The sequence below is a fragment of the Streptomyces sp. NPDC107528 genome (assembly GCF_055639295.1).
The window spans coordinates 126,727-147,293 of sequence record NZ_JBVKAV010000006.1 but is presented as its reverse complement, the minus strand read 5'-3'; the positions used below and the strand labels follow the sequence as shown (position 1 = coordinate 147,293).

Here is a 20,567-nt window from a genome sequence, read left to right as displayed (position 1 = left end):
GTTGCCATACCGTGAGCATATGGCGCTGCATCACCACAGTGACGGTCCATGGCGCGTGAGGGTGGACGACGAGGACGGCACGCCGTGCGGAGCCGGAGTACTGCTGGACGACCGGCATGTGCTGACCTGCGCGCATGTCGTCCGGGACGCCGGAGCGGGTCCCGGGGGCACCACGGCTCACGTGCGGATCAGCAGCGTCGCGTGCCGCCCGGAGTGGAGCCGCGTCGCACATGTCGCGCCGGGCACCTGGGTGCACAGGAACGACACGCAGCGCGGCGACGTGGCCCTGCTCGAACTCGACGAACCGGCCGGGTGCGGCACCCGCACCACCCTGTGGAAGGCCCCCATTTCCGGCGGCTCGGTGCGCGTGTACGGCTTTCCCCATGCCGACCCGATCGGCATGGGGACGGACGCGCGGCTCGCGGGGTCCGGTGGCCGGCAGGGCGAGTGGGGGCTGCTGAAGCGGATGCGCGAGGGCGATCCGTGGATCGAGCCGGGGTATTCGGGCGCGGGAGTGATGGCGCTGGGCGGGGAGTTCGACGGGCGCGTCATCGGCATCGTGGTGGCCGACTACGTCGACGCAGACGCGAAGGCGGCCTGGATGCTGCCCACCGAGACGGTGCTGTCGTATCTGCCCCGCATCGGCGAGCTCGGGTTCTTCGACGGTGACCCCGCCGACGAACTCGGCCGCACTCGCGGTGAGTTGACGGACGACGTGCTGGGCGACCCGCTGCGACTCGCCCTGACGCAGGAGCTCACCCGGCTGCTCGACAGCGGCTGGTCGGGCACCGTCACCGTCGGCACCGGCGGCACGACCGCGGTCGGCGACTCCTGGCTGGTGCGTCTCGTGCGCACGGCCGACCCGGCGGCCCGGGCGACCGTCTCCGACGACGAACTCACGGGCGCGCCCGGCGACACGGTTCTCGGGCTGGGCGTCATCGACGCGGCCTACGACGCCCGCGGAAGGTCGGTCGCCGATGTGTGCGGCTACCTCACGCGCCGGTTCGGGCTCCCCGGCGGGGACGCCCGCGCGGTCACGCGGCAGCTGCTGCGCCGCCGGCCGCCCGCCTGTCTGGTGGTGGGCGGCGTGGACCGGGCGCAGGACCCGGATGCGCTGGTACGGGATCTGCTGGGGCAGTTGGCCGGACGTGCCCGGTCGCGGGGCATCCGTCTCGTCCTCGGGTTCGAGGGCACGCCGCCGGAGGGCCTCGCCCACGACGTGTCCCTTGACCCGGAACCGATGCGCGGACCCGCCCTCGGTGCCGTGACCGCCGCGAACGCCCAGCGGGTCGTCGGCCTGCTCGCCGCCGAGGAGGACGCCGCGGCCGCGCTGGAACAGGAGTGGGGCGTGCGGTTCTTCGCCCCGCCCCGGCTGCCGCCCCGCGCCGCGCCCCGGCTGCGGGTCCGGCTGGCCGTCGCCCGGGGGACGGAGCCCGGCCCCGAACTCACCGCCGTCCACGACCGGGCCGTCGCCGCGCGGGCCGCCGTGGCCCGGTACGACCGCGAGGTGCGCCGGCTGGCCGGGGCCCACCAGGACCTCTCCTCGACCCTGGAACTGCACCGGCTCCGAGCGGCGCGGTACTTCGGCGACGAGGACCGCCGGCTCGCCGAACTGCACGCCCCGGCCGCCCGCGCGCTGCAGACCGTGCCGATCGACCTCGCGGCCACCCGCCGGTCGGTCGGCCGGTACGTGGACGAGGTCAACCGCCGTATCGAGGAAGGGTGACGCCGTGCCGATGTGCAATCGCCCCGACTGCGGGCGTGGCGAGATCGACGAGCAGGGCTTCTGCGACGCGTGCGACCGGCGCCCGCTGCCGCGGGACCCGGCCGCTCCGGCGGCCCGTGTCCCCGAGCCGGTGCGGGGAGCGGGCGTCGGCGTGGCGCAGGTGCGTCCGGACCCCTGGTACGGGCTCGGCCTGGTCGGCTCCGACCGGGGTCCCGAGGTCCCGGACGTACCGCTGCGGTCGGCGGAGCCCGTCGCCGAGGAGCATCGTTTCTGCGCGAACCCTTCCTGCCGGGAGCCGGTCGGCCGGGGTGCTGCCGGCGAACCGGGCCGGACGAAGGGCTTCTGCCCCCGCTGCGGCACCCACTTCGACTTCGCCCAGCCCAGCGGCCTCACCATCGCCGGCCGCTACGACGTCGAACGCGTCCTCGGCTCGGGCGCGTACGGCGCGGCCTACCTCGTCCATGACCGCAACCTCGCCACCCACGTCGTCCTCAAGGCCCTGAACAAGTCGGTCGCCAGGACCGCCCTGCACGAACGGGACGTCCTGGTCGGGCTCCGGCACGACAGCATCGTCCGCATCCTGGGCTACGAGCACGAGGGCCCGCACCTCGTCCTGGAGTACGTCCCGGGCGTACCGCTCTCGGCGGGTGACGGCGACCGTCTTGAGACCCTCCTCTCACACGGGATCCGCATCCTCCAGGCGCTCGACTATCTCCATGCCCGGGGCCTGCTGCACTGCGACGTCAAACCGCTGAACATCATCCGGTTCCGGGAGCAGAGCCCCGCGGGCACGCTGGACCGGGTGCGGCTCATCGACTTCGGCGCGGTGCGCAGTCAGAAGGACACTGGGCCGGTGGTGGCGTACACGCCGCCGTACGCACCACCTGAGGGCGATCCGGAGCATCGGCGGCCGACGCCGGGCTTCGATCTGTACTCCCTCGGCATGACCCTGCGCGAGATGTGCCACTCCCGCTGGACCGACCGCTCGGTGCCCGGCGTCGACTCGCTCCGGCTGCTGCTGGACCGCGCCACCGACACCGAGCAGCCCTGGCGGCGGTTCGTGTCGGCGCGGCAGTTCGCGGAACAGCTCAGCGGCGTCATCCGGCAGGTCGTCGCGGCGGCGCCGGCCCATCGTCAAGTGGCCCGCCCGTCGGCCCTGTTCGGCTCGATGCCCGAGCCCCTGCACGGTGGCCTCGGGGCGGCCCGGCCGCTGGCCCACTGGGTCGAGGCGCGGCCCGGCGAGGACGCGACGCTGACGATGCACGCGCCGTTCGCCTCCCCCGAGCCCGGCGACATCGCGGCCGCGCTCCCGGCCCCGCTGTCCGACCCGGACGCCCCGGACATGGCGGGCTCGGCAGGACGTGCCCTGGCGGAGAGCCGGCTCGCCCTGCGCAGAAAGGACCCGGAGCTGGCGGAGCGCACGCTCGCGGCGGCGGGCCTGCCCGACTGGCACTGGCTGCACGCCTGGTACTCCGGCCTGATCGGGCTGGCCCGCGAGGACGCACAGTCGGCCGCCCGGGCGTTCGGCACCGTACGGGAGGCGGTTCCCGGCGAGTTGATACCGCAGCTCGCCCTCGGCCTGTGCGCCGAGCTGCGGGGCGACCTCGCCGCCGCCAGGTCGCACTACAGCGCGGTCTTCGACACCACCCCCGCACTCGGCGCGGCCGGCTTCGGCCTGGCCCGCGTCCATCTGCTGTCCGGCGAGCGGACCGAGGCGGTGGGCACGGCCGTACGGCTGGCGCAGGAGTTCCGCTACGAACGCGAGGCGCGCGTGGCGGCCGTACGCCTGAGTGTCGTGATCCTCGACGAGCCCGCCCACCGGGAGCCGACCGGGGACGACCTGGAACGGGCCGGGGCGGGCCTCGACGGCCTCGACGTGGACGCGGCGGCGGCCGCGGGACTGCGCGCGGAGATCCGGTACGCGCACTTCCTGCACCATCGTGACCGCGAGCAACTGTCCGACGCGATCCGCGAACTCGGCCCGCACGCGCCCACCGAGCGCGAGTACGTCGCACTGGTGGACCTGGCGAACCGGCTGCGTCCCCCGCTGCGGTGGCGAAGGGCCGGACGACGTGGCAGAAGCGGTCATTCCCGTTTCGGAGGAACACCCAGAACGCTAAGCTCCTGATACGCCGGGTAAGGGACGGTTACACGCTCCGTAAGGGACACGCAGCGACGCGATCGGGTGGTGCCGGTGGGGGACAGATCGCCCTTGGGGCTCAGCTTCGCCCTGGAAGTGGACGCACCCTCGGATCTGGCCCACGACGAGCAGCGCGCGGACGCCCTCGTCACCGTCACGGCACGCGCCGGCGCGGACGGACAGGCGAACGCGGTCCTGGACCGGCCGGGTGCCGAAATCCTCATCATGGACCGGTCGTTGTCCATGTCCGGCCGCAAGCTGGACGAGGCGAAGCGCGCGATGTGCGCCGCCATCGACACCCTGCGGGACGGCACCTACCTGGGGATCGTCGCGGGCCACCACAAGGCCGAGGTGATCTTCCCGGCCACCGGCGGCCTGGCCCGCGTCGACGCCGTGACGCGGGAGGACGCCAAGCTGCGGGTCGTCGGCCAGTTCGCCGAGGGCGGTACGGCGATCGGGCAGTGGCTGAAGTGCGCCCAGCACCTGTTCACGTCGGTGGCCGCCCCCGGCACCGTGCGCCACGCCGTGCTCTACACGGACGGCAAGGACGAGCACGAGACACCGGAGCAGCTGGGGGACGTACTCACCGCCTGCACCGACCAGTTCGTGTGCGACGCCCGGGGCGTGGGCGGCGACTGGCACTACGCCGAGCTGCTGCGCGTCACCGAGGCCCTGCACGGCACCGCCGCGGCCGTCGTCAGCGTCTCGGACCTCACCGAGGACTTCACCCGGCTCGTGCGCCAGGCGCAACGCATCGTCGTGCCCCGCGTCTACCTGGGCCTGCGTCTCAACGACCGGTTCCAGCTCGCCTTCGTACGCCAGACCCGCCCTGTCGAGGCCGAACTGACGGCCCGCCAGTCGCAGGACGGCGAGACCCACGTCCCGCTGGGCTCCTGGCCTCCGGAATCACGCCAGTACCACGTCTCTCTCCGCTTCGACCCCGACGCCCTCACCGTCGACGAGGACCTGCGCGCCGCGCGCATCACCCTGCACGCCGAGCGGCCCGACGGCACGCGCGGGCCGTGCTCCGACACGGCGGCCATGGTCGTACGCCGCCGTTCGACCCCCGGTTTCGGGATCCCCAGGTCGGCCCAGCTCACCCGGGTCGAGAACGAACGCGAACTCGGCATGGCGATGCGCGCCTGCGCCGACGCCCACCTGCGCGGCGACCTCGAACGCGCCGACCACGAACTGCGCCTGGCGACCGGCCTCGCGCAGGACCTTCGGGACACCGCGCGGCTACGGCTGCTGCGGGCGCTGGCGACCACCGGCCCCGACGGGCGGCTGCGGGTGCGGCGCGATGTCTCCCGGGCGGAGATCCAGCGGATCGGGGTCGACTCGACGAAGACGGTGGCGCCCCGGGTGGACCCGGTCGAACTGCCGCTGCTCGACGTCCCGTTGTCACCGCATGTGTGCCCGCGGTGCGGTACGGCGTCGACGTCGGCCTCGGCCTCGGCCAAGTTCTGCGAGGAGTGCGGGCATCGCTTCGGGGACGGCGCGGTGGGCGGGGAGCCGGTGGACGCGTCGTGAAGGCGGTGCGGGGGCGTGGCCCCTTGGCGCGCATGCCTCGGGGACGGAATCGTTCGGGGCGGCGGGCCCATCCCGTCGTCGCGCTGCGCCGGCTCCGGGTGGGCGTGCTGAGCATGGTGGCGCTGACCGCGCTGCTGTATCTGCTGGTGGCCAACCGGGCCGGGGAGCAGATGGCCGCCGCCGACCGCACACGCCAGGCCATCGACAACCTCACGGCGGCGCGCGAGGCGGCCGTACAGGCGAAGGACGAGCTCACGAAGGCGGAGGCGGCCACCGGCGAGGTCGACCTGATCGGCGCCGGCACCGGCTTCGCGAATGCCACCACCAGCGTGAGCACACTCCTCACGTCGGCGACCAAGGGCAACGCGGCCGGGGAGCAGGGCCTGCACCACATCCAGTTCGTCCAGGGCCAGTTGACGACGTGCCTACAGCTGGCCAACGGCCCGCAGGGTGCGTCGGCGGCCATCGCGGCCGTGGAGGACGGACCCGAGCGGGACGACGCGGGCCGTGACGTCCGGTTCACCGGCGGGCTCATCGAATCGCTCGAGGATCTCCGGGAGATCGAGACCCTGGCCCTGGACGAGCAGCTCCGGTCGCTCTGGCTGAACCCCTACCTGCTGTGGCCCCTGTTCCTCACGCCCGTGGCCGTCATGCTGCTGCTGGCCTGTGCGACCGGCCATGTCGTCGCCCGGCACTTCCGGCAGTACCCCAGCCCGGCGCTCGGCCTGGCCCTGCTGGCGACCGCGTGCGTCGCCGTCGCCGCGTGCAGCGATCCGCTGCTCCCCGGCAAGGGATGGGTCATGGCGATCGCGCTGCCCCTGCTCCTCGCCGCCGCCGGGCTCGGATACCTGGCCTACCGCCCCCGTATCGACGAGTACCGGTTCCCGCACCCATGAGGCGGCCGACGGCATCACTCGTGCGCTGCGCCCTAGCCCTCGGTCTGCTTCTGGCCGCGGTCGGCTGCGGCGGGCCCGAGAAGGAGCGGGTGACGATCATGGTTCCCTGGTCCGGCACCGAGTTCAAGGCGTTCTACTCGGTCATCGAGGCGTTCGAGGACCGCAACCCCGGCATCGACGTCGAGCCACAGGTCACCCGCGCCCTCACCCAGCAACTCGACGCCGCGGTGGCCGCGGAGGCGGCGCCCGACCTGGCGGTGCTGCCGAGCGTGGGCGCGATCTCCGAGTACCGCAAGGACAGAGCCCTGCGGCCGCTCGCCGTCGACACGGCCGCGTACGCCGAGCCGTTCCGCGAGCTGGCCATGGAGGACGGCGACGTCTACGCGGTCCCCGTCAAGGCCGACGTCAAGAGCCTCGTCTGGTACGACGCGACGACGGTCGCCCCACCTCCTCCCCGCACCTGGACCGCCCTGCGCGCCCGGCCCGAGAGCTGGTGCCTGGGGCTGGAGTCGGGCCCGACGTCCGGCTGGCCGGGCGCCGACTGGATCGCGGACCTGCTGCTCTCCGAGGCCGGCGCGGACACGTACGAGTCCTGGGTGTCGGGCGATCTGAAGTGGGACTCGACGCCGGTCGAGGAGGCGTGGCGGGCGTGGGGGGATCTGATCGAGACTGCCCCCGCCGGCGCGGCCACCCGCCGGTTCAGCGAGGCCACCGACGGCATGACCGACAGCTCCTGCTCCCTGGGCCACGGCGCACTGTCCGCGATGGGCTTCGAGCCGGACCGCGTGGAGCCCGGCAGGTACACATACGTGACGCCGTCCCCGGATCGCGTGCTGGAGGTCTCGGCGGACTTCGTCGGCAAGTTCACCGGGAACAACGACAGCGCCGACAAGCTCATCTCCTACCTGGCGAGCGAACAGGCCCAGCACGCCTGGGTGGACGCACCCGGGTTCGCGCTCTCCGCCAACAGGAAGGTGACGGCGTACGGCAACGACACCCAGGAGCGGATCGCCGGGATGCTCCGCTCCGGATACACGCTCTGCTTCAGCGCCGCCGACGCGATGGATCCCGATGTGTCCGCCGCCTTCTACCGAGCGGTCCTGGAGTACGCGAACGGCAAGGAACTGCCCGCACTGCTGGAGGCGCTCAACAAGGTCCAGCGGGCGATGCGGGACTCCCCGCCGCCCACTCCCCTCTGCGGCACCCCGAACCACGCCTGACGCGCCCCAACTCCCCCCTCCCTCAGGAGCCCCCATGCCGGACGCAGTCCAGTTCACCCTCTCCGACGGCACCGTCGTCCTTGTCGCCCCGCCCGCTCGCGCGGGCACCGGCGCGGTGGGCCTCGGGACCCGTCTGGAGAGCGCGGCGACTTCCCTGCGGGAGGCCCTGGCACCGGTCACCGCCGCCGCGTCCGAGGTGATCGGCGGCTTCCGGTCCCTCGCCGAGCGACCCGACGAGGTGGAGGTCACCTTCGGCGTCGTCCTGGACGCCAAGCTGGGCGCGGTCCTGTCGAGCGCCACGGCCGGCGCCCACCTCGACGTCACGCTCCGCTGGAACGGCAGCAGAGACGGAAACGGCACGGGCGCGGCGCCGGACTCCTCCGGTACCCCCTGAGGTTGATTCACTTCAGCCGTGCGGCCTGGCAGGACAAAGGCCAGGGGCCCGACTCCGAAGAGCCGGGCCCCATCTGAACCGGAGATTTGTCAGGGCGGCGACTTGGGGGTGCTTCGCCGGCTGCGCTCACACGTTGAAGCGGAACTCCACGACGTCCCCGTCCTGCATCACATAGTCCTTGCCCTCCATGCGCGCCTTGCCCTTGGCGCGGGCCTCGGCGACCGAGCCGGTTTCCACCAGGTCGGCGAAGGAGATGACCTCGGCCTTGATGAAGCCCTTCTGGAAGTCGGTGTGGATGACGCCGGCGGCCTCGGGGGCGGTGGCGCCCTTCTTGATCGTCCAGGCGCGGGATTCCTTGGGGCCGGCCGTCAGGTAGGTCTGCAGGCCGAGGGTGTTGAAGCCGACGTGGGCGAGGGTGGCGAGGCCGGGCTCCTCCTGGCCGACGGACTGGAGGAGTTCCAGGGCCTCGTCCTCGTCGAGCTCGGCGAGGTCCGCCTCCAGCTTGGCGTTGAGGAAGATCGCCTCGGCGGGGGCGACGAGGGCGCGCTGCTCGTTCTTGAAGTCCTCGTCGGTCAGTTCGTCCTCGTCGACGTTGAAGACGTACAGGAAGGGCTTCGTGGTCAGCAGGTGCAGGTCGTGCAGGAGCTCGTTGCGCTCGGTGCCCTGGACGATGCCGTGCGCGAAGAGCGTGTCGCCCTTCTCCAGGATCTCCTGGGCCTCCTCGACGGCCTTCACCTTCGGCGCGATGTCCTTCTTGATCCGCGACTCCTTCTGGAGCCGGGGCAGGACCTTCTCGATGGTCTGGAGGTCGGCGAGGATCAGCTCGGTGTTGATCGTCTCGATGTCGTCCTTGGGCGAGACCTTGCCGTCGACGTGTACGACGTTCTCGTCCTTGAAGGCCCGGATGACCTGGCAGATCGCGTCGGACTCACGGATGTTCGCGAGGAACTTGTTGCCGAGGCCCTCACCCTCGGAGGCGCCCCGCACGATGCCCGCGATGTCGACGAAGTCGACGGTGGCCGGCAGGACGCGCTGGGAGGAGAAGATCTCGGCCAGCTTGGTGAGGCGCGGGTCCGGGACGCCGACCACGCCGACGTTCGGCTCGATCGTGGCGAACGGGTAGTTGGCCGCCAGCACGTCGTTCTTGGTCAGGGCGTTGAACAGGGTCGACTTGCCGACATTCGGCAGACCGACGATTCCGATCGTGAGCGACACGTTGCGACTTCCCGTACGTGAGAGGACTTCAGGGGCTTGGCTGGGGCCCGGTCCTTCTTCGATCTTCGATGCAGATCGATCTTCGATGCAGATGCACGGGCCGATCCACCAGTCTACGGCGTACCGGCCCGGGCCCTTGCGCCCTGTCGAACACCTGGCCAAGGTCCGCCCCCGGGCGTGTCCGATCCCCGATTCGCCACATAACCCGACCTAGGTTGGACCAGTGGAGCAATACAGGGCGCGACCTGCCGGGCACGGACCGCCACGCGGCACGCCACCACCGCTGCCGCAGCGGGCGGCGCGGGGTGGAGGGACGGCGGGACGGGGCGGGGGACGCGTCACGAGGGCCCGCGCCGGGATGGCGCGGGGAGGGGCCGGGCTGGGGCGAGGCGGGGGCGGGTCGGCACGGGGGCAGGGTCAATCGGCACAGGGTGAGAGCGGTGTGGTGCGGGGCGAGGGCGGTGTGGTCCGGGGACGGGACGGGCCGACGCCAGGTGAGGGCGGTGCTGTGCGGGGCTTCGCCGGGCCGGCTCGGGGCGCGAGCGAACTGGGTCGACGCGCGGACAGCGCAGAGCGCGGCACGAACGGACCCTCCCAGGGCGCGAGCGAAATGGATCTGGGCGCCGACAGTGCAGAGCGGGGCGTGAACGGACCGACTCGCGGCGGCGACGCGGCAGCGCGGGGCGGCGACGCAGGGAAAACCGGCGCCGGCGGACGGATGCGGGGCACGAGCGGAATGTGCGGGGAAGGGGCGAGCCAACGCGGGCCTCGGGCGGGCCCAATGCGGCGCGCAGCCCGACGAGCGAGGGAAGAGGTCCGGCTGGTGCCCGGCACGACCGGACCGGCTCGGGGGGCGTGCGGACCAGTGCGGGGCGTGAACTGCGCGGTGCGCGGCGCGGACGGACTGGCGCGAGGTGTGAGCGGAGCAGTGCGGGGAGAGGACAGCTTGGAGCGCGGCGCGAACGGCGCAGTGCGGGGCGCGGACGAAAAGGCGCGGGGCCGCAACGCGGTGAAGACGGGCGCGGGCGGACTGACGCGGGGCACGGACAGCGAGAGGCGCCGCACGAGCGGACCGGCTCGGGGCGCGGACGGAATGGTGCGGGGCGGCGGCGAAGTGAAGACAGCGCAAGTGGACTGGCGCGGGGTGAAGACCGAGTGGTGCGGGGTGAGGGTGGTATGACGCGGGGCGAGGGCGGATTCTCGCGAGGTGTGAGCGGTACGGCTCGGTCGGCCCGGCCCACACGGCCCGCCTGGCCTGCCCGGTCCGCAGGATCTGCGCGGTCCGCAGAGGCCGCAGGGTCTGCCCGGCCCGCACGGTCAGCGGGGGCCGCAGAGTCCGCAGGGTCCCCCCGGTCCGCGGGGGCCGTAGATGCCCCGGGCGCCGCAGGGAACCCGGAGGCGGCCCCACGGTCCGCCGCGGCAGCCCGGGTCGGCCGGCCCGCGCGGGCCGCGCAACCCGCCGCACCCCCGCGCGCCACCCGGCCCGTCGCCCAGCGCCGCCCGAGTTCGGGCCCGGCGGCAGCGGCCGTACGGCACCCCGGGCCACCACCGGCGCCGCAGGCTCTGCGCCGGTTTCCCAACCCCCGGCTCACCGGCCTGGGCAGCGGTCTGTTCTGCGGTGCCGTGATGGTCGTGCTCGGCTACCTCGACTCGCTGCTGTTCGCGTCGTCGCTCGCGCTGTACGGCGTGCTGTTCGTGCCGGTGTGTGTGCTGACGGCCGTCTGGGTGCGCAGGGGCGACCTGATGACCGCGCCGGTGGTCCTGCCGATCGCGTTCGCCGTGGGGCTGCTTCCGATGTCCGACCACGGTGACGGGATCAGCGGGCACCTGATGGGCCTCTTCACCGGCCTCGCCACGCAGGCCGGGTGGCTGTACGGGGGGACGCTGATCGCCGGTCTCATCGTGCTCGTACGGAGAGTGCGCCTGGTGGCGCGCAGGGCGGCGGCCCGGCACCACCAGACATGAGCGCCTGCCGGTCGGCTAGCGGTCCTGCTCCGCCGCGTGCATCGCCGCGCCCACGATCCCCGCGTTGTTCTGCAACTGCGCCGGGACGATGTCCGCCTTGATGCCCTCGATGTGGGGCAGGAACTTGTGGGCCTTCCTGCTCACCCCGCCGCCGATGATGAACAGCTCAGGGGAGAACAGCATCTCGACATGGGCGAGGTACTTCTGGACGCGGTGGGCCCAGTGCTCCCAGGACAGGTCCTCGTCCTCCTTGGCCTTGCTGGAGGCGCGCTTCTCCGCGTCGTGGCCGTGGAGTTCGAGGTGGCCCAGCTCGGTGTTGGGCACCAGGGCGCCGTCGGTGAACAGCGCGCTGCCGATGCCCGTGCCGAAGGTGAGGAGGATCACGGTGCCGCGGCGGTCGCGGCCCGCGCCGAAACGCATCTCGGCGACGCCGGCCGCGTCCGCGTCGTTGACCACCGTCACCGGGTGGCCGCCGAGGCGCTCGCTGAACAATGCGCGCGCGTCGGTGTCGATCCAGCTCTTGTCGACGTTCGCCGCCGTGCGGATCGTGGAGCCGCCGGTGACCACTCCGGGGAAGGTGAGCCCGACCGGCCCCGTCCAGCCGTAGTGCTCGACGACCTGTTTCACGCCGTCCGCCACCCCGTCCGGCGTGGCCGGGTGCGGAGTGAGCACCTTGAAGCGCTCCTCCGCCAGGTCGCCCTTGTCCAGGTCCACCGGGGCACCCTTGATCCCGGATCCGCCGATGTCCAAGCCGAAGATCTGCATGGCCCTACGTTACGACGAAGGACTGACAGTCACTCCCCGGAGTCGCCTGAACCGGCGGACCCCGTGCGCTCGGCGATCAGCGTCGCCGCCTCCTCGCGCAGGTCGCGGCGGAGTTCCTTCGGCAGCGAGAAGGTGATGGACTCCTCGGCCGCCTTGACCAGCTCGACGTCGCCGTAGCCACGCTGGGCCAGCCACTCCAGGACCTCCTCGACCAGCACCTCGGGGACGGACGCGCCGGAGGTGACACCCACCGTGGTGACACCCTCCAGCCAGGCCTCTTCGATCTCGCTGGCGAAGTCCACGAGGTAGGCCTCGCGGGAGCCGGCCAGCTTGGCGACCTCGACCAGCCGCTTGGAGTTGGAGGAGTTGCGGGAGCCGACCACGATGACCAGCTCGGCCTCGGCGCCCATCTGCTTCACCGCGAGCTGACGGTTCTGCGTGGCGTAGCAGATGTCGTCGCTGGGCGGGGAGATGAGCTGCGGGAACTTCTCCTTCAGCGCGTCGACGGTCTCCATGGTCTCGTCGACGGAGAGGGTGGTCTGGGACAGCCACACGATCTTCGACGGATCGCGGACCTCGACCTTGGCGACATCGGCCGGGCCGTCGACGAGCTGGATGTGGTCGGGGGCCTCACCGGACGTACCGATGACCTCTTCGTGGCCCTCGTGTCCGATCAGGAGGATGTCGTAGTCCTCGTTCGCGAAGCGGACGGCTTCCTTGTGGACCTTGGTGACCAGGGGGCAGGTGGCGTCGATGGTGGCGAGTTGGCCGCGCTTGGCCTCTTCGTGGACGACGGGGGCGACGCCGTGCGCGGAGAACATCACGATGTTCCCCGGCGGCACCTCCTCGGTCCGCTCGACGAAGATGGCGCCCTTCTTCTCCAGGGTCTGCACGACGTACTTGTTGTGGACGATCTCGTGCCGGACGTACACCGGAGCGCCGTACTGCTCCAGGGCTTTCTCGACGGCGATCACGGCGCGGTCCACACCCGCGCAGTAGCCACGGGGGGCGGCGAGCAGGACACGGCGGCCAGGCGAAGCAGTCATGCGTCCCATCGTAAGGGTGCGTCCGGCGGGTCGAAGATCGCATGGGTGACAGGTTGGTGGGGACACTGACCGTGGGCTGTGAGGGGTGGGAAACGGAGCGACGGACGAGGCACTGGCGGAGGCGTGATGTCCGGGACCGGCACAGCGGAACGTACGTCCGACGAAGGACACGAGCTACGCCGGAGCCTCGGCTTCCGTGACCTGGTCGTCTACGGGCTGCTGTTCATCGCGCCCATGGCGCCCGTCGGCGTGTTCGGCACGCTGGACGCGCGATCGCACGGGGCGGTCGCGCTGGTGTACCTCGTCGCGACGGCCGCCATGGCGTTCACCGCATTCAGCTACGCGCAGATGGTGCGGGTGGTCCCCCAGGCGGGGTCGGTGTTCGCGTACGCGCGTGCGGGGCTCGGTGAGCGGGCCGGATTCATCGCGGGCTGGATGGCGATGCTGGACTACCTCCTGATTCCCGCCGTCGCCTATCTCTTCTCCGGTATCGCGATGAACGCGCTGGTTCCGGAGGTCTCGCGATGGGTGTGGACCGCGCTGGCGGTGGTGATCACGACGCTGTTGAACCTGTGGGGCGTGCGGGTGGCGGCTCGGGTGGGTTTCCTGGTGCTCGCGATGGAGATCGTGGTCCTGCTGGTCTTCGTGGTGGCGGCGGTCGTCGTGCTCGCGCGGGACGGGGCCGAGCGTGGGTGGCTGTCGCCGCTGTCGGGGGACGGTACGCAGGGTTCGTTCGAGGTGGCGGCGGTGATCGGCGCGGTGTCGATCGCGGTGCTGTCGTATCTGGGCTTCGACGCGATCGTCTCCTTCGCGGAGGAGGTGACCGGGGGGTCGGAGAAGGTGGCTCGGGCGGTGCTCTTCTGCCTTGCGCTGGCCGGGGTGCTGTTCATCGCGCAGACCTATCTGGTGGCGCTGCTGGAGCCGGTGTCGTCCGCGCAGCTGGCAGCCGAGCCGGGGCGGCAGGGGGCTGCGTTCTACGACGCCGTGGACGCGTCGGTGGGGTCGTGGCTGCACGATCTGGTGGCCGTGAGCAAGGCGATCGGCGCGGCGTTCGCCGCTCTGGCGGGGCAGGCCGCGGCGGGGCGGCTGCTGTTCGCGATGGGGCGGGCGCGGGGGCTGCCGCGGGTGCTGGCCAGGACCGACTCCGGCGTCCCGCGGGTCGCCCTGCTGTGCGCGGGCGTCGTCACACTGGTCGCTGCCGTGTGGGCGGCTCGGCGGGATGACGGGCTGGATCACTTGGCGTCGGTGGTCAACGTCGGGGCGCTGACGGCGTTCACGTTGCTGCACGCGAGCGTGGTGGGGTGGTTCGTGGTGCGGCGTGGGGGTCGGGGTGAGAGCGGGGGGTCGGTGAGCTGGTGGCGGCACGCGCTGGTGCCGGTGCTGGGGGCGGCGATCACGATCGCGGTGATCGTGGAGGCCTCGGGGGTCGCGCAGGTGGTGGGGGCGGTGTGGTTCCTTACCGGGGTGGCCGTACTCGTGGCGCGGTCGCGGTTCACCGGGCCCGCACCGGACCGCCGATGACCGTCACCCCCGCCTGCTCGGCCACCCAGGAAGCGCGGCGGAGCATGGACGCCTCGTTGCTCGTGTCCCGCACATGGACGAGGACGGTGTGGACCCCGACGCGCTCCTCCAGTGCGGGCGTCGGGGTGTTGAACAGCACGGTGACCTCGGCGTGCTTGCGTTCCGGGTGCAGCCGGAGTTCGGGCACCTCGGGCCAGCCCAAGTTCCACCAGTGGAGCTGGGCCACGTGCGGTGCGGCCAGGGCGACGAAGTCGTCCTCGACACTGCCGAGGGGTTGCTCCCAAAGTTCCATCCGCAGCGGAAGATGCTCCGACAGACTCCCGTGGTCGGAGGGCAGGTCGGCGCCTCGGACACCGCCGATCAGTCCGGTCGGGTCGACGAGATCGCCCCGCTCTCACACGATGGGCCCGCCCTCCCAGGTGAACCACGCCTGGGGCCACAGGGACCGGGCGCGCAGCACGTCCTCGACGTCGGGCAGATCGATGTCGGCCAGCACCTCCGCGTGCCGCGTGTCACCCACGGCCACCAGACGTCGGGCCAGGCGCAGCGCACATGCCGGGTCGCCGGTGCGCAGCACGGGAAAGCCAACGTCGTCGGACATGGGCGCACCATGGCACGGCTGTTGTCGGCCGGGGAAACCGTTTTGTCGGTACCGGCCGATACGCTCGCCGCATGGCTGCGAACACATCCGCCGAGTCCCCCCTGCCCGTCGGCGAGGTGTCCCGGCTCATCGGGGGCTGGATCGACCGGCTCGGGGCGATCTGGGTCGAGGGCCAGATCACCCAGCTGTCGCGGCGCCCCGGCGCCGGCGTCGTGTTCCTGACGTTGCGGGACCCGTCGTACGACATCTCCGTGAGCGTGACGGCGTATCGGCAAGTGTTCGACAACGTCGCCGACGTGGTGAGCGAGGGCGCCCGCGTCGTCGTCCTCGCCAAGCCGGAGTGGTACGCGCCCCGCGGCCAGCTCTCCCTGCGTGCCTCGGAGATAAGGCCCGTCGGCGTCGGCGAACTCCTCGCCCGGCTGGAGATGCTGAAGAAGTCCCTCGCCGCCGAGGGACTCTTCGCGCCGGAGCGCAAGAAGCCGCTGCCTTTCCTCCCCCAGCTGATCGGCCTGGTCTGCGGCCGGGCCTCCGCGGCCGAGCGGGACGTCCTGGAGAACGCCCGCCACCGCTGGCCCGCGGTCCGCTTCGAGGTGCGCAATGTCCCGGTGCAGGGCGTGCATGCCGTGCCGCAGGTCGTGCAGGCGGTCAAGGAGCTCGACGCGATCGACGGCGTGGATGTGATCGTCGTCGCCCGGGGCGGTGGCAGCGTCGAGGATCTGCTGCCCTTCTCCGACGAGCAGCTGGTGCGGGCGGTCGCCGCGTGCCGGACCCCGGTCGTGTCCGCCATCGGGCACGAGCCCGACAACCCCCTCCTCGACTACGTCGCCGACCTGCGTGCCTCCACCCCCACCGACGCGGCCAAGAAGGTCGTACCGGACGTGGGTGAGGAGTACGAGCGGGTGCGGATGCTGCGCGACCGGGCCCGGCGTTGTGTCGAGGCGCTCGTGGAGCGCGAGGAACGCGGGCTCGCCCATGCCCTCGCGCGGCCCTCGATAGAGGATCCGCACCGGATGATCGACGAGCGCGCCGATCACGTCGCCTCGCTCCTCGACCGCGGCCGCCGCTGTCTCGGCCACCTCCTCGACCGCGCAGCCTCCGAGCTGACGCACACGCACGCGCGCGTGGTGGCCCTCTCCCCCGCGGCGACCCTGCAGCGCGGCTATGCGGTGCTGCAGAGGGCCGACGGGCATGTGGTCCGGGACCCGGCCGAGGTGACGGCCGACGAGGCGCTGCGGGCGCGGGTCGCCGAGGGCGAGTTCTCCGTACGAGTCGACGCAGGAAGCGACGCGCGAAGCGACGCACGGACCGATGCATAGGGTGGGCGAATGACCAGCAAGGTGGAAGAGGCACTCGGGTACGAGCAGGCCCGGGACGAGCTGATCGAGGTCGTACGGCGGCTGGAGGCGGGCGGTACGACGCTGGAGGAGTCCCTCGCGCTCTGGGAGCGGGGCGAGGAGCTGGCCAAGGTGTGCCGGCGCTGGCTGGACGGGGCGCGGGCGCGGCTGGACGCGGCTCTCGCCGAGGAGGCCGAGGCCGAGCAGAAAAGCGGCGCGGACGGCTCGGACGACCGGTAACGCATGAGCGGGGCTGTGAAGCGGATCACCACGCCCCGCTTTTTGTTGAAGCTTGAACTTATCTCGCGTACCGTCGAAGCATCAAACGGTCCCCGGTCCGTTTACCCGCACGACGCATGACGCTCGACGCACGCCCTACCCGAGAAGGTTCACGCATGTCTCTCGTTCTTGACCCCGCCGCCCAGGACCTGCTGTTCCGCGAGGCCCGCACCGCGAACACCTTCACCGACGAGCCGGTGACCGAGGAGCAGGTCCAGGCCATCTACGACCTGGTCAAGTACGGCCCCACCGCCTTCAACCAGACCCCGCTGCGCATCACCCTGGTCCGCTCCGCCGAGGCCCGTGAGCGCCTGGTGCAGCACATGGCCGAGGGCAACCAGGCCAAGACGGCCGCCGCCCCGCTGGTCGCGATCCTGTCCGCGGACAACGAGTTCCACGAGGAGCTGCCGGCCCTGTTCCCGGCCTTCCCGCAGGCCAAGGACGTCTTCTTCAGCGAGCGTCCGGCGCGCGAGAACGCCGCCGGGCTGAACGCCGCCCTGCAGGCCGCGTACTTCATCGTCGGCGTCCGCGCCGCCGGGCTGGCCGCCGGCCCGATGACCGGCTTCGACTTCGAGGGCGTCCGCAAGGAGTTCCTGGACGACGACCACACCCCGCTGATGGTCGTGAACATCGGCAGGCCCGGCCCCGACGCCTGGTACCCGCGCTCCCCGCGTCTGGCGTACGACGAGGTCATCACGACGGTCTGAGTCCGGCCTGTCACTGCTTGGACCAAGCGCACATCAAGCGCACACGACGAAGGCCCCCGGCGCTGCCGCCGGGGGCCTTCGTCACGTTCAGGTGCTCACTCCGCCTTCAGGGCCTTCGCCATCTGCGTCAGCTGCTCGAACGAGCCCGTGCCGGCCACCACGGTCGTCGCGCCCTTGTCCTGGTGGACCAGTGCGTCATAGCGGCCGCCCGTGTAGCGCGTCCACGTCCGGTCGCCGATCTGCTCGGTGTCCTTGGTCGCCTGCCCGCCCTGGGTGGCCTCCTCCAGGAACGTCGCCGGCTTCTCGGTCGACTGCTCGACCTGCACGTACGCCCCGGCCGAGGTGTGGAAGCCGAGATGCCAGGCGTCGAAGTCGTCGCCCTTGAAGCGGACGGACGTCGCCTTCCAGGTGTCGGGCAGACCCTGGGGTGCGACCACCGGGTACGACGCCGCGCGACGGGCGGTGAGCAGCTCCACGCGGTAGTCGACCCGCGGGAGGTCGGGTTCGCCGTCATCATGGGGGACGAAGAGATAGATGACTCCCGCCGCGAGCACGGTCACTCCGAGCGAGAGGACCATGTTGCGGACCGACTTCTGCTTGCCGTTCGAACCTGCCACGCCCCCTATCGTCGCAGGTGCCCCGGCTGCTCATCCGTGGGGCCCCCTGCTCATTCTGTGCGCCCGAGGATAGAGTCAGGGCGGTCACCCTCATCCGGCCGTCGTCGTATCAGAAAGGTGCGCCTCGATGACCGAGAATCATCATCATCTGCCGTCCGAGCTCGAAGTACCCAGCGAAGCCCCCGATCGCAACCTCGCCCTGGAACTGGTCCGTGTGACCGAGGCAGCGGCGATGGCCGCGGGCCGTTGGGTCGGGCGGGGCGACAAGAACGGCGCCGACGGCGCCGCGGTGCGCGCCATGCGGACCCTCGTCCACACCGTGTCGATGAACGGCGTCGTCGTCATCGGCGAGGGTGAGAAGGACGAGGCACCGATGCTCTTCAACGGGGAGCGGGTCGGCGACGGAACCGGGGCCGAGGTCGACATCGCCGTCGACCCGATCGACGGGACCACGCTGACCGCGAAGGGCATGCCCAACGCGATCTCCGTGCTCGCCGCGGCGGACCGGGGGTCCATGTTCGACCCGTCCGCCGTCTTCTACATGGACAAGCTGGTCACCGGCCCCGAGGCCGCCGACTTCGTCGACATAGACGCGCCCGTGTCCGTGAACATCCGCCGGGTCGCGAAGGCCAAGCGGTCCACGCCCGAGGACGTCACCGTCGTCATCCTCGACCGGCCCCGGCACGAGGGCATCATCAAGGAGATCCGGGATGCCGGTGCGCGCATCAAGCTGATCTCCGACGGCGATGTCGCGGGGTCGATCTACGCGCTGCGCGAGGGCACCGGCGTCGACATGCTGCTCGGCATCGGCGGCACGCCGGAGGGGATCATCTCGGCCTGCGCGGTGAAGTGCCTGGGCGGCACGATCCAGGGCAAGCTGTGGCCGAAGGACGACGAGGAGCGGCAGCGGGCGATCGACGCCGGGCACGACCTGGACCGGGTGCTGATGACCGATGACCTGGTCGCCGGGGACAACGTGTTCTTCGTCGCCACCGGGATCACCGACGGTGAGCTGCTGCGCGGTGTGCGGTACCGGTCGGAGAACGCGACGACCGACTCGATCGTGATGCGGTCCAAGTCGGGGACGGTTCGGCGGATCGATTCCGAGCACCGGCTGAGCAAGCTGCGGGCGTACAGCGCGATTGATTTCGACCGCGCGAAGTAGGGCGTAACTACAACGCACAGCCGAACAGGGCGCCCCCGGTGCGGAGGGGGCGCCCTGTTTCTTGTTTCTCAGCCTGCCTGCGCTATGCGGTCGGTCGTCCTCGCCGTCTTCTTCAGTTCCATCTCGCGGCGGCGGCGCCTCGCCAGGACCACACGGCGTTCGGCTGCGGTGAGGCCGCCCCATACGCCGTACGGCTCGGGCTGGAGCAGAGCGTGCTCGCGGCACTCGACCATGACGGGGCAACGGGCACAGACCCGCTTTGCGGCCTCTTCACGGGAGAGGCGGGCCGCGGTGGGCTCCTTGGAGGGGGCGAAGAAGAGGCCGGCCTCGTCACGCCGGCACACGGCCTCGGTATGCCATGGGGCGTCTTGATCCCTGTCTCGCGCTGGCACCCGCTGGGCCGGAACGGCAGCTACCTGCAGGGACGAATGCGGCGGTTGCAGCACGGTCTACTCCTGACGACGGCTTCGCGAGCGAGAGACGATGCAGCAAGGTCTACCCGCTGTACGCGCGCCTATGCAGTCAGTTCCGAACCGCTGGATTTCGGGGGGTCCTGCGCGCCGCTGTGCGGCCCCCGGAAGGGCCCGGGAGCCAGGAAGGAGCCGGTCCGCTTCACAACCGTCAACGATCCAGATGCTTGCGCAAACCCTTGTCGACCTTGCGCTGGACGCGGTCGAGTATGTCCGCGACGAGCTTGCCCCGCTTCGGCCTGCCCTCGATGTTGCCGAGCACGGCCCAGCCGTCGACATGGACCACCGGCGCATACGGGTCCTCCGCGTCGAGGTGGTCCACCTCGAAGTTGCCGAGGACGCCGCCGCCTGTGCCGCGCAGCGAGACGTTCTCCGGGACGCGGACCTCGACGTTGCCGAAGATCGAGACCGCCCGGATCATGACCTGCTGGTACTCGAAGAGCGCCTCGCTGAGGTCTATCTCGACGCTGCCGAAGACCGCGTACGCGTGGATACGGCGGCCCGCGCGCCAGCGGCCCTTGCGGACGGCGCTGCTGAAGACCGCGACCACGTTGTCGTCGGGCTCCGCCGGGATCGCGCCCGGGGCGGGGCGGCCGGGGGCGGGCACATGGGGTGAGCGGCGCTGGTGGGCGGCGGGCAGGTCCCGTATGAAGACGTCCAGTTCGCCGACCGTCTTGGCGGCCAGCACGCCCTCGACGCGCTCCGCGTGCTCGTCGGCGGTGAGGCGGCCCTCGGCCAGGGCGTCGCGCAGGATGTCGGCGATCCGGTCGCGGTCCGCGTCGGAGGCACGGAGCTCGGTCGCGGCAGCGGGTGCGGTCTGCTTCTGAAGGTCCACGGCAGCAGCGTACCCAAACACGATAGATCGCGATAGACCCCGTCCGGGCCGATCGCCGGATGCCGAGTGGATCACCGGATATCGAACTGAGCCTTACCTCACAAGCTCACTGTCGGAGGCAGGTTCTACGCTGGTGGACGC

The 20,567-nt window shown here is 71.6% G+C and carries 20 protein-coding genes; 12 read left to right on the top strand and 8 right to left on the bottom strand.

Annotation, left to right across the window (positions count from 1 at the left end; all coding sequences use genetic code 11):
• The first annotated feature begins 19 nt into the window (after positions 1-19).
• The 6 genes from ACZ7L5_RS20495 to ACZ7L5_RS20470 all read left to right on the top strand — a co-directional run bounded on the left by ACZ7L5_RS20495 (position 20) and on the right by ACZ7L5_RS20470 (position 7,906).
• Positions 20-1,726: a S1 family peptidase gene (locus ACZ7L5_RS20495; RefSeq protein WP_471518232.1), complete on the top strand. Its 1,707-nt coding sequence runs from the start codon at positions 20-22 to the stop codon at positions 1,724-1,726.
• Positions 1,727-1,736: 10 nt separating this feature from the next.
• Positions 1,737-3,854, top strand: coding sequence for a tetratricopeptide repeat protein (locus tag ACZ7L5_RS20490; protein ID WP_471518231.1), 2,118 nt, complete (start codon positions 1,737-1,739; stop codon positions 3,852-3,854).
• Positions 3,855-3,920: 66 nt separating this feature from the next.
• Positions 3,921-5,396: a vWA domain-containing protein gene (locus ACZ7L5_RS20485; RefSeq protein ID WP_471518230.1), complete on the top strand. Its 1,476-nt coding sequence runs from the start codon at positions 3,921-3,923 to the stop codon at positions 5,394-5,396.
• Positions 5,397-5,428: 32 nt separating this feature from the next.
• The gene (locus ACZ7L5_RS20480; protein WP_471518229.1) at positions 5,429-6,292 is read left to right on the top strand and encodes a hypothetical protein; all 864 of its coding nucleotides are present in this window, start codon (positions 5,429-5,431) and stop codon (positions 6,290-6,292) included.
• A 20-nt stretch (positions 6,293-6,312) separates the two neighbouring features.
• Positions 6,313-7,512, top strand: a complete 1,200-nt coding sequence (locus ACZ7L5_RS20475) for an ABC transporter substrate-binding protein (RefSeq protein ID WP_471518228.1) — start codon at positions 6,313-6,315, stop codon at positions 7,510-7,512.
• A gap of 34 nt (positions 7,513-7,546) precedes the next feature.
• Positions 7,547-7,906 (top strand): CU044_2847 family protein, encoded by a 360-nt coding sequence (locus tag ACZ7L5_RS20470; protein ID WP_471518227.1) that lies wholly within the window; start codon positions 7,547-7,549, stop codon positions 7,904-7,906.
• 126 nt (positions 7,907-8,032) lie between these two features.
• On the opposite strand, the gene ychF is transcribed toward ACZ7L5_RS20470, so the two are convergent.
• Positions 8,033-9,121 carry a redox-regulated ATPase YchF gene (ychF, locus tag ACZ7L5_RS20465; protein WP_362380749.1) on the bottom strand — a complete coding sequence of 363 codons (1,089 nt, stop codon included), beginning with the start codon at positions 9,119-9,121 and terminating at the stop codon, positions 8,033-8,035.
• A 1,626-nt stretch (positions 9,122-10,747) separates the two neighbouring features.
• On the opposite strand from ychF, the gene ACZ7L5_RS20460 reads away from it, so the two are divergent.
• Positions 10,748-11,086: a DUF6542 domain-containing protein gene (locus ACZ7L5_RS20460; RefSeq protein WP_471518226.1), complete on the top strand. Its 339-nt coding sequence runs from the start codon at positions 10,748-10,750 to the stop codon at positions 11,084-11,086.
• 15 nt (positions 11,087-11,101) lie between these two features.
• On the opposite strand, the gene ppgK is transcribed toward ACZ7L5_RS20460, so the two are convergent.
• Both ppgK and ACZ7L5_RS20450 read right to left on the bottom strand, forming a co-directional pair.
• On the bottom strand, positions 11,102-11,851 hold the full coding sequence (gene ppgK, locus ACZ7L5_RS20455; protein ID WP_328879555.1) for a polyphosphate--glucose phosphotransferase: 750 nt from the start codon (positions 11,849-11,851) through the stop codon (positions 11,102-11,104).
• 29 nt (positions 11,852-11,880) lie between these two features.
• Positions 11,881-12,906: a 4-hydroxy-3-methylbut-2-enyl diphosphate reductase gene (locus ACZ7L5_RS20450; protein WP_471518225.1), complete on the bottom strand. Its 1,026-nt coding sequence runs from the start codon at positions 12,904-12,906 to the stop codon at positions 11,881-11,883.
• Between the two features lie 117 nt (positions 12,907-13,023).
• On the opposite strand from ACZ7L5_RS20450, the gene ACZ7L5_RS20445 reads away from it, so the two are divergent.
• Entirely contained in the window at positions 13,024-14,418 is a 1,395-nt protein-coding gene (locus ACZ7L5_RS20445; RefSeq protein WP_471518224.1) for an APC family permease, read from the top strand.
• On the opposite strand, the gene ACZ7L5_RS20440 is transcribed toward ACZ7L5_RS20445, so the two are convergent.
• Together ACZ7L5_RS20440 and ACZ7L5_RS20435 are read right to left on the bottom strand one after the other, a co-directional pair.
• A complete protein-coding gene (locus tag ACZ7L5_RS20440; protein ID WP_471518223.1) occupies positions 14,390-14,710 on the bottom strand; it encodes a hypothetical protein in 321 nt (106 codons plus the stop codon). The two genes, ACZ7L5_RS20445 and ACZ7L5_RS20440, sit on opposite strands and share 29 nt — an antisense overlap.
• Before the next feature lie 102 nt (positions 14,711-14,812).
• On the bottom strand, positions 14,813-15,019 hold the full coding sequence (locus ACZ7L5_RS20435; protein ID WP_471518222.1) for a hypothetical protein: 207 nt from the start codon (positions 15,017-15,019) through the stop codon (positions 14,813-14,815).
• A gap of 71 nt (positions 15,020-15,090) precedes the next feature.
• Between ACZ7L5_RS20435 and xseA the strand changes: the two genes are divergently transcribed.
• From xseA to ACZ7L5_RS20420, 3 genes are all read left to right on the top strand, one after another.
• Positions 15,091-16,335, top strand: coding sequence for an exodeoxyribonuclease VII large subunit (xseA, locus tag ACZ7L5_RS20430; RefSeq protein WP_471518221.1), 1,245 nt, complete (start codon positions 15,091-15,093; stop codon positions 16,333-16,335).
• Between the two features lie 9 nt (positions 16,336-16,344).
• Positions 16,345-16,593: an exodeoxyribonuclease VII small subunit gene (locus ACZ7L5_RS20425; protein WP_471518220.1), complete on the top strand. Its 249-nt coding sequence runs from the start codon at positions 16,345-16,347 to the stop codon at positions 16,591-16,593.
• Positions 16,594-16,748: 155 nt separating this feature from the next.
• Positions 16,749-17,339, top strand: a complete 591-nt coding sequence (locus tag ACZ7L5_RS20420; RefSeq protein ID WP_328879561.1) for a malonic semialdehyde reductase — start codon at positions 16,749-16,751, stop codon at positions 17,337-17,339.
• Between the two features lie 95 nt (positions 17,340-17,434).
• Here ACZ7L5_RS20420 and ACZ7L5_RS20415 read toward each other — a convergent pair whose 3' ends face one another.
• Positions 17,435-17,956 carry a DUF4245 domain-containing protein gene (locus ACZ7L5_RS20415; protein ID WP_328879562.1) on the bottom strand — a complete coding sequence of 174 codons (522 nt, stop codon included), beginning with the start codon at positions 17,954-17,956 and terminating at the stop codon, positions 17,435-17,437.
• A gap of 127 nt (positions 17,957-18,083) precedes the next feature.
• Here ACZ7L5_RS20415 and glpX point away from each other — a divergent pair, with 127 nt between their 5' ends.
• Positions 18,084-19,121, top strand: a complete 1,038-nt coding sequence (glpX, locus tag ACZ7L5_RS20410) for a class II fructose-bisphosphatase (RefSeq protein WP_328879563.1) — start codon at positions 18,084-18,086, stop codon at positions 19,119-19,121.
• Between the two features lie 68 nt (positions 19,122-19,189).
• Here glpX and ACZ7L5_RS20405 read toward each other — a convergent pair whose 3' ends face one another.
• Both ACZ7L5_RS20405 and ACZ7L5_RS20400 read right to left on the bottom strand, forming a co-directional pair.
• Entirely contained in the window at positions 19,190-19,567 is a 378-nt protein-coding gene (locus ACZ7L5_RS20405) for a WhiB family transcriptional regulator (protein WP_328879564.1), read from the bottom strand.
• 175 nt (positions 19,568-19,742) lie between these two features.
• Positions 19,743-20,426: a DUF1707 SHOCT-like domain-containing protein gene (locus tag ACZ7L5_RS20400; protein ID WP_471518219.1), complete on the bottom strand. Its 684-nt coding sequence runs from the start codon at positions 20,424-20,426 to the stop codon at positions 19,743-19,745.
• Positions 20,427-20,567: the final 141 nt, after the last annotated feature.